We start from the raw sequence: 12,962 nt of genomic DNA, 5'->3' as shown, positions 1-12,962 counted from the left end.
CCAGCCGTGTGGGAGCGTGGCCCATCGCCGACCCCCGCCGGGCGGCTGCCCGGTCGCGGGACGGCCGGCCGGCCCTGCGGCGCGGTGGGAAACGCCTAGAATCACCCGGTGAATGCCACCTCCCCCACCGCGGAAGTCCTGCGCGGCGCCTTGGCCGGTCTGCTCGACGGGCTGCCGCCCAGCCAAGCCGCACGCGCCGTCGAGCGGCTGATCGCTAACTATCGCGGTGTCACCCCCACCGACGCTCCCATCCTCCGGGACCGCTCGGACGTCGCCGCCTATGCCGCCTATCGGATGCCCGCCACCTTCGAGGCCGTCCGCTCCGCCCTGGCAGCCCTGCGGGAGTCCGCGCCGGACTGGGTGCCGGCGACCCACACCGACATCGGCGGAGGCACGGGTGCAGCGAGTTGGGCGGTGGCGGAGGCATGGCAGGACAAGTCGCCCCTCACCACCGTCCTCGACTGGGCCGAGCCCGCACTTGCCCTGGGGAAGGAGTTGGCGGTGGCGTCCGGGGTCCCAGCCCTGCACGACGCGCACTGGCAGCGCATGCGCATCAGCGCGGCCATCTCCATGGAGAGCACCGATCTCGTCACCATGTCGTACGTGCTCAATGAACTGACGGCGTCCGATCGCACGGCCGTTGTCGCGGAGGCCGCACGGACCGCGCAAGCCGTGGTGATCGTCGAGCCCGGCACCCCCGACGGCTACGACCGCATCATCAGCGCGCGAAAGGAGCTGGTGGCGGCGGGGCTGACGGTCGCCGCTCCCTGCCCCCACAGCGCGGATTGCCCCATCGTCCCGGGCTCGGACTGGTGCCACTTCGCCGCGAGGGTCAGTCGGTCCTCGTTGCACCGCCAGGTCAAGGGAGGTTCGCTGCCGTACGAGGACGAGAAGTTCAGCTACGTCGCAGCGACCCGCTTCCCGCCCCTCCCGGCGAAGGCCCGTATCGTCCGCAAGCCCCAGATCCGCAAGGGACTGGTGATGCTCGACCTCTGCGAGGAGGAAGGGCGTCTGGCGCGGGAGAACGTGGCCAAGCGACACGGTCCGCTGTATCGGGCCGCCCGTGACGCGGCCTGGGGCGAGCCCTGGCCACCGGCTGCCCCCGACGCCTGAAGGGTGCGCGGTGGCCGGGGCCGCCATGGCGCCCCGCCACCGCAAGGCCGCCAGCCATCGGCCACTGGTTTCAGCCCCGCCCCTGCCCTACGCATCGGCGCGGGGCCGTATCCGTGCCCCTGATCGTGGACCGCACCGGCCCCCGGCCAGCTGCCGGGAAGCCGGGACGGCCCTCCATCCGTGCTCAGTCGCGATCCTGCTCAGTCACGCAGTTCCTGGGTGCAGCACTTCACGCTGCCGCCCCCCTTCAGCAGCTCACCCAGATCCATCCCCATCGGCTCGTAGCCCCGGTCCCTGAGCGGCGCGAAGAGCCCGAGCGCCGCTTGTGGCAGCAGGACGTGTCGCCCGTCACTCACCGCGTTGAGCCCCAGCGCCGCCGCGTCCTCCTCCTGTGCGATCAAGGCATCGGGAAACAGCCGCGCCAGGACCGATCGGCTGCCCGGTGAGAAGGCTTCGGGGTAGTACATGACCTCGTCCGCGGCCTCGTCCAGTACGGACAGGGCCGTGTCCAGGTGGTAGTAGCGGGGGTCGACCAGATCGAGCCCGATCACCGGGCGGCCGAAGAACTCCTGTGCCTCGTCGTGGGAGAGGGGACTGGATCGGAAGCCTCGACCCGCCAGCACATAGGACGAGGTGACGGCGAAGTCTCCCTCCCCCTCGTTGATGTGCAGCGGTTCATGGATCTTGGTGTAGCCGGCGGACCTGAACCAGTCGAGATGGGCCACGGCCTCGCCCTCCCGTTCCCGGTGGGCGAACCGGGCGCCGAGCACCCGGCCGTCGATGACGGTCGCGCCGTTCGCGGCGTAGACCATGTCCGGCAGATCGGGCTGCGGCTCCAGCAGCTCGACGGTGTGGCCGAGAGCGCGATAGCGGTCGCGCAGGTCCTCCCACTGGGCCAGGGCCAGTTGAAGGTCGACGGGCTTCGCCGGGTCCATCCACGGGTTGATGGAGTACGTCACCTTGAAGTGCGTGGGTGGGCACATCAGATAGCGGCGCGGCGAGGCGTCACGAAGCGATGAGCGCAATGAGGGCTCCTCACATACGAGTACGACGGGGTACACGCGGTCTGCGTGTGGAGCCATGGTGAGGCCAAATCGGCCATTGCGCTGTGACCTGGTCGACTGCTTCATCGTTTTGTACGGCGCGCCCGACCTGAGCAGATGGAGAAACCTCCGTAAAGTGACCCGCCCCTGGTACGGCGGGTTCTCGACAATCAGCTGTACGATGATTCAGCCGATCGAGACGATACGTTTCGGCTTATCTCTTGTAGATTGGTCGCCATGACCGACACCAAGGCGCCTGATTCCAGCCGTCGTAGCGAACGCTCCCGCCGAGCCATCTACGATGCCGCTCTCGCCCTCGTCACCGAGGTCGGATACGGCCGAACCACCATCGAGGGCATCGCGGCCCGCGCCGGGGTCGGAAAACAGACGATCTACCGCTGGTGGCCGTCGAAGGCCGCCGTGCTCCTCGAAGCCTTCCTCGATCTCGCGGACCAGGCGGCCGACGGGTCCTATGACTTTCCCGACACCGGAGATCTCGAAGCCGACCTCAAAACCGTGCTACGCGCCACGGTGGACGAGATGAACAACCCGGTCTACGAAGGACCCACCCGTGCGCTGGCCGCGGAGGGCATCGTCGATCCCGTTCTCGGCGCCCAGTTCGTCGAGAAACTGCTGGAACCGCCGATCCGCCTCTATGTGCAACGGCTGCGTTCGGCCGAGGCCGCAGGCGCCCTGAGGCCCGGACTCGACCCCCGTACCGCCGTCGAACTCTTTATCGGACCCCTCACCCACCGCTGGCTGCTGCGCACCCTCCCGCTGACCCACGAGTACGCCGACTCCATCGTGGAGTACGCGCTCAGCGGCCTGAGACCCCGCGGCTGAAGATCAGCCCCCGGCCGATCGGGTCGGCGCCCGGGCCTCCTCACGGTCCGGATGCCGACCCCCGGTTGGGAACTGTGGCCACCCACAGAGCAGGATGGTGGGACGATGGTAGAGACCACGTGGGGCGAGCGTGAGGTGTGTGAGGGGATAGATGGGCGACGGTAAAGGTCGTTACAGCGGCACGGAGAACAGGCCCTCCTGGGAGAGCCGGCTGCCCCAGTGGATGCGCCGACGTGCCAAGGACACCGAACCCGACGATTCCGCCCGCGAAGAACTGCTGCTGGCCGTCGCCGATGCGGGAATGCCCCTGGCCCCTGCCGCGTATCCCGTCTCCTATCGATGTTCCTGCGAACGCATCGGCTGTCCCACACCCGGGCGCCACCCCGTTTCCTTCGCGTGGCAGACGCAGTCGACCACCGATCGCGCACAGATCCAGCGCTGGGCCGATGGCGAGCCCCTGGCCAACTTCATCACCGCGACCGGCATGATCCACGATGTGCTCGACGTTCCCCTCGAAGCCGGCCGCAGCGCCTTGGAGCGACTGCTGGAGCAGGGCATCGACGTCGGTCCGGTCGCCGAGTCCGGTGGGGAGGGCGAGCAGGCGCGGGCACTCTTCTTCACCGCGACCCGCGGCACGCCCGAGGATGAGGACGAGTGGTGGCCCTGTGAGCTGGACTGCCGGCCCGAGACCATGGACGAGCACCCGGGGCTGCGCTGGCACTGCCGGGGCAGCTATGTCCTCGTCCCTCCCGCAAGGCTTCCCGGGGACCACGACGTGTACTGGGTGCGGGGCCCTGAGCACCCGCTGCCCGACCCGCTGACCTTGCTGGAGAGCCTCACCGACGCCTGTGCCCAGTTCATCGGCGATCACGGTGGCATCGAGCACGAGGCGGCCTGGCCACTCGGCCGTTGATCCCGGCGCTTCCGAACGCTCTGGACGCTCCCGGTGCCGCGGCAAGCGGCCCCGGCAGCTTCCGGGAAGAACGTCACCGATCGCCCGGGGTCGACCGCCCCGGCGCGGCCGGAATCGGCACCTGCCGAAAGCTCGCCGATCCCGCCCGTCTCGCTGATGTGATCCGACCGCCCCGACCGCCCTCATGACCTGCCTGGTCCGGAGGGCCCAAGCACACGGCCTAGGAACCCTTGGCTGACGTCAGTCCCGTCAGCCGTCCCAGGACCTTGACCTTCCCCCCGTTGAGCCCGCTGCTCGCCGCCGGCACCCACGCCGCCTGGCTGGAGATCCGCTCCTTGGTCAGTGAGGTCTTCACCTCACCACTGAGCAGCGCCTTCACATCCGGATGAACCTCGATCCGCACCCCCCGAGCCATGGTCTCGCGCTCGAAGTTGCGGACGGTGAAGAAGACCAGCGCCCCGCCGCCCTGGGTCGCCAGCCCCAGCGGGCCGTAGTCACCGCTGTTCAGCGGCTGGTCGATGTACTGCCGTGCGCGACCCGGCCGATTGGCCTCCTTCACCCGAGTGGTGCGCCACTGCGAGGTGTGGGGACCGTCCTCGAAGTGCTCGGGCTTGCCGGTCTGGGTGTACGAGGCGTACTCCTGGCTCAGATCGCGCGGTACGCGCGCCAGAGCGGGACTGTCCGGCGCGATCGCCTCGGCGAAGCCGTCCTGGTCCATCTTCAGGGCGGGAATGCGATCGGGGGAGAGGATCGTCAAGTACGCGGCCTGCCAGACGTCCTGAGGCGCGTTGCGGAGGAAGACCAGCACCCAACGGTTGTCCGCGGGGCCCTTGTCCTTGTCGCGGTTGGAGTCCGCATCGGCCAGGAAGAACCGGGGCCAGCCGGCCTTCTTCGGAATGGTGAACCGGGCGTCCGTCAACTCCAGGGGCACATGCTGGGGATTGCCATCGGGGTAGTTGACGCTGCGTGACTTGATGCCCGCCTGGTTGATGGCGCCCAGCGCCCCGGTGACGTGCTGCGCCGCCTTGGCGGCGTCGTACGCCTTGTCGGCGGCGTTGTAGGCGTCAGTGAACTCCTTGAGCGCCTCGGCCGCTTCCGCCGCCGTTGCGGCCGGCACGATCTCGCGCTCCCCGTGCACGGTCACGCACCCGCTCGCCGTCAAGGCAAGCGCCGTCACCGCCACCACCGTTCGATGGAACCGCACTGCCCTCTGCGCCCGGCTCCCGTGCTGCCCGCCCACCCGAATCGGCCTTCTCATCGGCTGCACTCTCCTTGCCCCCCACTGACCGTCCGAACCCTACCGGGGACAGGAACAGCGCGAGTGCCGGGACCAGATAGAGCGCCCACACCGTGATCTGAAAGCCCGTGGGGGCCGGCTCGAAGCCCAACACTCCCCTCAGCAAGGCCCCGTACCAACTTTCGGCGGGGATCGCGTCGGAGAAGTCGAAGGCGGCTGCCGGCACTCCGTCCGAGAAGTCGGCACGCTGGAGGTGGCCCACCCCCTTCGACAGCATTCCCGCGGCCAGCACCAGGAGCGCGGCGCCGATCCAGCGCACCGAGCGGGACAGGTCCACCCGCAGCGCAAGCCGCCAGACCGCCCACACGACGAGCACTGCCGTGGTGATGCCGAGCAGAAGAACGGTGAGCGGGCCATCGCTGCCGTGGCCATCGGACGCGGCCCGCACGGAGGACCAGAGGAACAGGGCCGCCGTCAGGCCCTCATGGGAGACCGCCAGCGCTGCTGTCGTCGCCAACGCGCCATGGCCCCTGCGCAGCCCTTGCACCCCCGAAGCAGTCGCGGTCGCAGGAGCAGTCGCAGTCCCGGTCGCCTTGAAAGGTGGTCGCCGCGTCCGCAGCACCACCCAACCGACGAGCCCGGCCGCCGCGATCGACAGGAATCCGCCGAAGATCCCCTCGGCGCGAGGCGTCAACTCCCGCGGCCCGTATTCGAGTACGGAACCGAACCCCAGCATCAACAGTGCCGCCGCAGCGGAGGCGAGCAGCACGGACGACAGCGCGGCGCGTCGTCCGCTGCGGAAGGCGAAGGCGATGACCAGGGCGGCGACCAGACCGGCCTCCAGCCCCGATTGCAGCCCCATCAGATAGGTGCCGTACACGCTCTCCCCCTCCGCTCGCCGGGGGCGCCGAAAAAGCCTGCCCGCGCCCTCTTGTCGTACGAGACGGCGAGTTCCCCACCGGGGTTCTCCTACGCACGGCCCCGCCGGAACGGCCGTATTGCATCGCTGGTGCGCAGTGGGCAACGGGCGCGGAATCCATGGGCAGTCGGGCAGTACGGGGATGCGCCGCCCGGGCGGTGTGCGTACGAGCGGCTCCCAGCAGCCGCGTACCCGGGGCGCATCCACCGGGGAGGTCCGGTGGATGCGCCCGAGTTCGGATGGCGGTCCGGGCCGGGACCTCTGTCAGTCCGAGCGGCGGGGCAGCACCACCGGAGCCCCCGAGCGGGGGTGCGCGAACACTTCGACGGGCTGGCGGTAGACCCGGCTGAGAAGCTCGTCCTGGAAGATCTCCGCCGGTGCGCCCTCCGCCGCGATGCGCCCCTCGTGCAGCACGGCGACCCGGTCGGCGTAGGCGGCGGCCAGGCCCAGATCGTGGAGGACCACGACCACGGAGTCACCCGCCGCCGCCCGGCTGCGGCAGATGCGGAGCACCAACTCCTGGTGGCGCAGGTCGAGTGCGGCCGTCGGCTCGTCGAGGAGCAGCAGCGCGGTGCGCTGGGCCAACACCCGGGCCAGCGCGACCCGTGCCCGCTCACCGCCCGAGAGGGCGGAGTACGGCCGGTGGGCGAACTCGCCGGTCTCGGTGGCGGCCATCGCCTCGGCGACGGCGGCGTCGTCCTCGTCCTCCCGTGCCGTACCGGCCCAGGGCGCGCGTCCCATCCGTACGACGTCCGCGACCGGGAAGGGGAAGGAGAGGGCCGTGGACTGGGGGAGTACGGACCGTCGCAGGGCCAGTTCCGGGGCGCTCCACGAACCGGCCGGACGGTCACCGATCCGGACCGAGCCCTGGTCGGCTGCGATGTCGGCGGCGAGCGCACCGAACAGCGTGGACTTGCCCGCGCCGTTGGGCCCGACCAGCGCCAGCACCTCGCCCGCCCGGGCGGATAGATCGATGCCGGCGAGGACCGTGCGCCCGCCCAATCGGACGTGCACCCCTTCCGCGCGGGCCAGGACGCTCCCCGGGGTGGGGCGCTCGGGCAACTCCCGACTCCGGGAGCCGAAGAGACTCGTCATGGTCCTCATGCCCAACCACCTTGCTTGCGACGGGTCCTGCGCAGCAGCCAGAAGAAGAACGGGCTGCCGAAGAGTGCGGTGAGCACACCGAGGGGGAGTTCGGCCGGCTCGGCAACCGTTCGGGCGGCGAGGTCGCCCACGGCGAGTACCAGCGCACCGCCCAGTGCGCTGCCCGGGATCAGGAAGCGGTGCCCTGGGCCGTGGACCATCCGCAGCAGGTGGGGAACGAGGAGTCCGACGAATGTGATGATTCCGGCGACCGCCACGGCGGATGCCGTGAGCAGGGCGACGGCCAGCACCAGGGCGATGCGCAACCGCTCCACGTCGACGCCCAGATGGCGCGCCGACCGCTCCCCGAGGGCCAGCAGATCGAGCTTGCGCGCGTAGAACGGTGCGATGAACAACCCCAGCAGGGCGCAGGGCAGTACGGCGAGCACCTTGGGCCAGGTCGCCTGGGAGAGCGACCCCAACTGCCAGAAGGTGATCTGGGTGATCTGGGCGTTGTCGGCGAAGAAGATGAAGAGGCCGATGAGTGCACCGGCGAAGGCGTTGACGGCGATTCCGGTGAGGATGAGGGTGACGACCTCGGTCTTCCCGCCCGAACGGGAGAGCACATAGACCAGGAGCACGGTCACGAGTCCGGCGACGAAGGCGCAGGCGGTGATGGTCCAGTTGCCGAAGAAGCTCAGGCCGAGCGCGATGGAGGCGACGGCTCCGACCGCGGCACCTGCGGAGATGCCGATGACTCCGGGTTCGGCGAGCGGGTTGCCGAAGACGCCCTGCATCAGCGCACCGGCACAGCCGAGGGAAGCACCGACGAGCAGGGCGAGCACGACGCGCGGCAGCCGTACGTTCCACAGGACGCTCTCGCCGACCCGGTCGAGGGGGGCGCCCCCGAGCCCGATGCGGTGTTGCGCCGATGCGATGACATCGCTGAGAGGGATGTCATAGGCGCCGTAGCCGGCGGAGACGAGAGATACGAGGACGAGCGCGCCGACGAGACCCGTCGTGAGCAGGAACGCGGTGGAACGAGAGCCCTTGGCAGCCGGTCCCTGCGGTGCGGCGGATGCGGTCCCGTCGGCTGGCTTGCCGAGATCGACCTTCGGTGTGCCCGGTTCCCGGTGGGAGGCTGACTTCATGGCGGTTGCTGCTGCTGTCGCGGGTTCCGGGTCAGGGGAGTCGGACGGCGAGTCCCGTTCGGCCTGGTCCGTCCCCGGGCTCGATCGGGAGTGGTCGGCGGGTCCGTTCTCCGCCGGGGAATCCGGTTCCGTTTCCGTTGCCATGGTCATGCGCCGTTCGCGTAGAGCTGGTCGACCAGGGACTTGAGCACCTGGTCCGTCCGGGGGCCGTAGTTGAGCAGTACGCCGTCGGGGATGGAGACCACCCTGCGGTCCATTCCGGCAGGGGTCTGGGCGACGCCCGGGATCTTGATGAGGCCGTCGATACCGCCCACGGAGTCAAGGCCCTTCGACATGACCAGGATTGCGTCCGGTGCCGCCTTGGCCAGGGCTTCGCTGGTGATCGCGGTGAAGTCCTTCTTCAGGCCCGACTCCTTCCCCGCGTCCACCGCTCCGGCTGCCTCCAGCAGTGACGCGGCCCCCGACTCGCTGCCGCCCAGGAGGTAGACCGAGGCCGTTCCGCGCAGATAGAGGAAGGCGACCCGCGGCTTCTTGCCCTCCGCGGGCTGGGGGATGTCCTTCTGGACGGTGGCCAAGCGGGTCTCGGTGCGCTCCTTCAACTCGGTCCCCGCGGCCGGGACGCCCAGCGTCTTCGCGACGGCCTCGATGCGGGTGCCCACGTCGGCGAGTTCCTTGGCGGTCTTCACGACCACCAGCGGGATACCGGCGTCACGAATCTGCTGAATGGATTCAGCAGGTCCCGAGACGGTTTCGGCCAACACGACCGTCGGCCTCAGCGACAGCACGCTCTCGGCCGAGACGTCATGGCCGCGTGTGACCACAGGAAGGTCCTTGGCCTCCTCGAAGGTCGCCGTGACATCGCGGGCGACCACCTGTTCGCCGAGACCGAGGCTGAACACGATCTCGTTCAGCGATCCGGTCAGCGGCACGATGCGCTCACCCGAGGCGATCGTGACCCTGCTCCCATCCGCGGACTCGACCGTCACGGGGTACTCGGGCTTGGTCTTGGCGTTCACCGGCTCGACCCGGTCAGGGGCCACAGATGGCTTCGACTTCCCCCCTTCGGAAGGCGAAGCGGAATCACCGCCACAGCCCGTCGCCGTGACCGCAATGGCGAACGCGGCCACCGCCGCACCCATCAGGCGGAATCTGTGCGTCGAGCGCACCGAGCGCGACTTGGCCCGTGAGAGCACCGGGAGCACCGTCCTGTCGTTCTTCTGATCCAGGGCGAGGGCAGTTGCCCTCTGATGTCTTCCCCCGGTCTGGAGCTCATGGGTGAACCGGACCGAGGGGCCATAACCGGAATGCAAGGGGCTACCGGTACAGGCCGGACATAGCTTAGGTTAGCCTTACCTCGGTCTGCCAGACCGTGGTGGGCTTCGAACTTCTCGGGAGGGGTATTTCCATGCCGTCGTGTCGACCGGTGCGCGCCTTCGCCGTCGCGCTACTCGCGGCCTTGCTCGGAGCGCTGCTCCCGGCCGGTACCGCTCATGCGGCGGATCGCACGGTCCAGGGCGGCAGGCTCGACTGGGGCATCAAGTCCTCCTTCCAGAGCTATGTCACCGGACCCATCGCCAACGGCAGTTGGCGGCTGACCTCCGGCGCCGCGACCGTGGGCGGCAGCAACTTCCGCTTCCACTCCGCCAAGGGGACCTACGACCCCGCGACCGGCTCCTTCGAGGCGCGCTTCACCGGTGGAGTCCACTTCACCGGCCACCGCAAGCCGACCGGCGGCAATGAACTGGACCTGGCGATCAGCCGTCCGACCGTCAAGATCTCCGGCGGTCGCGGCACGCTCTACGCGGACATGACCAGCAAGGCCAGGGGCAGCGGCAAGGTGACCTCGGCCAGTCAGGTCCCGTTCGCCTCGCTCAGCCTCGGTGGCATCAACATGAAGGGCGGCTCCAGCCCGATCGGGCTGAACAACATCCCCGCCACGCTGACCACGCAGGGAGCCAGCGCCTTCGCCGGCTACTACACGGCGGGCACCCCGCTGGACCCGATCAGCCTGAGCGTCGACGTCCTCGCCGCACCGACCGCGCCCAAGAAGACGACGAAGCCCTCCACCAAGCCCGCCGCGAAGCCCAAGGCGCCCCAGCAGGCCGGCGCCCTCCAGGACGCCGCGGTGGACTGGGGCGTGCGCCGCACCTTCCGCGAGTACGTCACCGGGGACATCGCCCAGGGCAAGTGGACCCTGTCCGGCGGCGCCCAGGACGGCGGAGCGCTCTTCCGCTTCCCCCAGGGCAAGGGCACCTTCGACGCCAAGGCCCAGACGCTGAACGCCACCTTCGCCGGAGCCGTGCGCTTCACCGGTGAACACCTCGATCTGACGCTCACCCAGGTGAAGGCCACCGTGCAGTCGGGCCGAGGCACCCTGATCGCCGATGTGGTCAGTGCGGGCAAGACGCAGAAAGCCGTGCCCCTGATCACCTTCACGGCCAAGGACTTCGCTCCCAAGAGCGGTCTCGCCGCGCTCACGGAGGCCCCCGCCACCCTCACCGCCGGTGGCGCCAAGGCGTTCGGTGGCATGTACCAGGCCGGCACCGACATGGACCCGATCTCGCTCGCCGTCACCGTGGACAAGAAGGCGCAACTGCCCGCCCTGCCCGATCTGGGCACCGCGGCGGAGCCGACGCCCACGCCGACCGAGCAGAAGGACGATGCCAAGCCGTCGTCCGCAGCCGCGGCCCCCGCCGCAAGTTCGACCGATTCATCATCCCCCACCGGGGTGTACGTCGCCGTGGGAGCCGGAGTGCTCCTCCTCGTGGCCATCGCCCTGATCGCCGTACGCCGACGTCGTACGACGCAGAACTGAACTGACTCTTCGTATTTCCCCCCGGAATCCCCCCGGAGCCTAGGAGTAACCCACCATGTCAGCCTCTCGCCGTCCCCTTGCCCTGGCCGCAGCCGCGGCCACCGCGGCAGCCCTCGGTGCCACCGCCCTCGCCCTGCCCGCCGTGGCGGCCGGCAAGCCCTCGTCCGGTTCGGCCAAAGCCGCCCCCGCGGCCGGCGCCCCGACGATCGGTCTGAAGGACGGCACGCTGGACTGGGGCTTCAAGGAGTCCTTCCGCACCTATGTGGCCGGTGGCGGCAAGATCGACGTCGCTGACGGCGCCAAGCAGGCAGCGGGCAACGGTCCGTTCACCTTCACCAACGGCAAGGGCATCTACGACACGACGACCCACGCCACCAACACGACGTTCGACGGCAGCGTCGTGTTCAACTCGGCCCACTTCACGATCAAGCTCTCGGATCTGCGGGTCATCACCACCCGCACGACCGGCACGATCCAGGCCGACATCACCTTCAACGGCGCGCTCGACAATGACGTGGCCCTCGCCAACCTCGACATGACCAAGGTCCGCCCCGCCCAGGGCGAGGGCGGCGCGATGCTGTTCAAGGACATACCGGCGACGATCACCGCCGCGGGCGCGAAGGCGTTCCGCTACAAGGAGGGCGACGTGCTCGACGCCGCCACCCTCACGGTGAAGTCGGAGGGCGGCGTTCGCCCATCGCCCTCCCCGTCGAACTCGTCGAAGCCGCCCGTGAGCAGCCCGTCCCCCTCCACGTCGTCGAAGCCGCCCGTGATCGAGCCCTCGGCGTCCACGTCCACCAAGCCGACGCAGCCCAGCGGCAAGCCGTCGACCTCCACCGGCCCCACGGCTCCCGTCGGCAACGGCGCGATCGTCGACGGAAACCTCGACTGGGGCGTGAAGGAGCGCTTCCGCGAGTACGTCACGGGCCCGATCGCCCACGGAAAGGTCGAACTGGCCGCCGGCGCGAAGAAGTCCGGTGACATCTACCGCTTCCCCAAGGCGCAGGGCACCTTCGACCCCAAGAAGAAGACCCTCGCGGCCTCCTTCGGCGGCAGCGTGCGCTTCCTCGGCCACCTCACCGACGGTACGTACGTCCTCGACCTCCGCATGAGCGGTCTGGAGGTCAAGGTGAACGGCACCCAGGGAACGCTGATCGCCGACGTCTCCACCAAGAGCCGCGCGACCGGCAAGGTGACCACCCTCAAGGACCTGAAGTTCGCCACCGTCAAGGTCCCCTCCGGTGGGCTCAAGGCGCAGAACGACGTCGTCAAGCTGTCCGGCGCCGCGACCACGCTGACCGCCGACGGCTCCAAGGCGTTCGAAGGCATGTACAAGGCCGGTGAAGCGCTCGACCCGCTGACCGTGGCCGTCTCCCTCACGGAGGGAACCGACCTGCCCGACGGCTCAGGCGGCACCTCGGACGGCGGCTCGACCGGTGGTTCCACCGGCGGTTCGGGCACGTCCACGGGCGGCGGCACCACCGGTGGTTCTGTCGGTGGCGGCTCCGTCGGCGGCGGTTCGGTCGGCGGTTCCGTCGGTGACACCGGCGCCCTTGCCTCCACCGGTTCCGACATTCCGACGGTCGGCCTGCTCGCCGCCGCCGCGGGTGTCGCTGCGGCCGGTGCCGGTGTGGTCTTCGCGGTGCGCCGCCGTGAGTCGGCCAACCAGGTCTGATCCGCCACGACGAGAACCCGGGCCGCCACCGACGCGCACGCCGCGCCGGTGGCGGCCCGGGCCGTTTCCGGGGGTGAACGATCCGGCCCGCGCCGAAACGAGGGCTCCTGGCCCAGCGGCTTTCGCCCACTCCGTACTGCCTTGTGGGTACGGATACGCGTCGTTGTCGC

General features: G+C 69.7%; 11 protein-coding genes. 5 read left to right on the top strand and 6 right to left on the bottom strand.

Going from position 1 to position 12,962, the window contains the following annotated elements:
* The first annotated feature begins 108 nt into the window (after positions 1–108).
* Positions 109–1,113, top strand: coding sequence for a small ribosomal subunit Rsm22 family protein (locus tag OID54_RS11795; protein WP_329017953.1), 1,005 nt, complete (start codon positions 109–111; stop codon positions 1,111–1,113).
* A 200-nt stretch (positions 1,114–1,313) separates the two neighbouring features.
* Here OID54_RS11795 and ddaH read toward each other — a convergent pair whose 3' ends face one another.
* Positions 1,314–2,138, bottom strand: a complete 825-nt coding sequence (gene ddaH / locus OID54_RS11790; RefSeq protein ID WP_443055567.1) for a dimethylargininase — start codon at positions 2,136–2,138, stop codon at positions 1,314–1,316.
* A gap of 255 nt (positions 2,139–2,393) precedes the next feature.
* Here ddaH and OID54_RS11785 point away from each other — a divergent pair, with 255 nt between their 5' ends.
* Both OID54_RS11785 and OID54_RS11780 read left to right on the top strand, forming a co-directional pair.
* The gene (locus tag OID54_RS11785; RefSeq protein WP_329017950.1) at positions 2,394–2,999 is read left to right on the top strand and encodes a TetR/AcrR family transcriptional regulator; all 606 of its coding nucleotides are present in this window, start codon (positions 2,394–2,396) and stop codon (positions 2,997–2,999) included.
* A 151-nt stretch (positions 3,000–3,150) separates the two neighbouring features.
* Entirely contained in the window at positions 3,151–3,912 is a 762-nt protein-coding gene (locus OID54_RS11780; protein ID WP_329017948.1) for a bifunctional DNA primase/polymerase, read from the top strand.
* A 220-nt stretch (positions 3,913–4,132) separates the two neighbouring features.
* Here OID54_RS11780 and OID54_RS11775 read toward each other — a convergent pair whose 3' ends face one another.
* The 5 genes from OID54_RS11775 to OID54_RS11755 all read right to left on the bottom strand — a co-directional run bounded on the left by OID54_RS11775 (position 4,133) and on the right by OID54_RS11755 (position 9,441).
* The gene (locus OID54_RS11775) at positions 4,133–5,029 is read right to left on the bottom strand and encodes a hypothetical protein (RefSeq protein WP_443055566.1); all 897 of its coding nucleotides are present in this window, start codon (positions 5,027–5,029) and stop codon (positions 4,133–4,135) included.
* Entirely contained in the window at positions 4,977–6,029 is a 1,053-nt protein-coding gene (locus OID54_RS11770) for an FTR1 family protein (RefSeq protein WP_329017942.1), read from the bottom strand. The genes OID54_RS11775 and OID54_RS11770 overlap by 53 nt, the downstream gene beginning before the upstream one ends.
* A gap of 303 nt (positions 6,030–6,332) precedes the next feature.
* Positions 6,333–7,172: a heme ABC transporter ATP-binding protein gene (locus OID54_RS11765; protein WP_329017940.1), complete on the bottom strand. Its 840-nt coding sequence runs from the start codon at positions 7,170–7,172 to the stop codon at positions 6,333–6,335.
* A complete protein-coding gene (locus tag OID54_RS11760; protein WP_443055769.1) occupies positions 7,169–8,302 on the bottom strand; it encodes a FecCD family ABC transporter permease in 1,134 nt (377 codons plus the stop codon). The genes OID54_RS11765 and OID54_RS11760 overlap by 4 nt, the downstream gene beginning before the upstream one ends.
* Positions 8,303–8,448: 146 nt before the next feature.
* Positions 8,449–9,441 carry a heme/hemin ABC transporter substrate-binding protein gene (locus OID54_RS11755; protein WP_329017933.1) on the bottom strand — a complete coding sequence of 331 codons (993 nt, stop codon included), beginning with the start codon at positions 9,439–9,441 and terminating at the stop codon, positions 8,449–8,451.
* Positions 9,442–9,707: 266 nt separating this feature from the next.
* On the opposite strand from OID54_RS11755, the gene OID54_RS11750 reads away from it, so the two are divergent.
* On the top strand, positions 9,708–11,117 hold the full coding sequence (locus OID54_RS11750; RefSeq protein WP_329017929.1) for an HtaA domain-containing protein: 1,410 nt from the start codon (positions 9,708–9,710) through the stop codon (positions 11,115–11,117).
* Positions 11,118–11,172: 55 nt separating this feature from the next.
* The gene (locus OID54_RS11745; RefSeq protein WP_329017926.1) at positions 11,173–12,792 is read left to right on the top strand and encodes an HtaA domain-containing protein; all 1,620 of its coding nucleotides are present in this window, start codon (positions 11,173–11,175) and stop codon (positions 12,790–12,792) included.
* The last annotated feature ends 170 nt before the right edge of the window (positions 12,793–12,962 follow it).

Origin of the sequence: Streptomyces sp. NBC_00690, from assembly GCF_036226685.1 — a bacterium.
In the GTDB taxonomy this organism is placed as follows: domain Bacteria; phylum Actinomycetota; class Actinomycetes; order Streptomycetales; family Streptomycetaceae; genus Streptomyces.
This window is presented reverse-complemented; position numbering and strand designations above follow the sequence as displayed.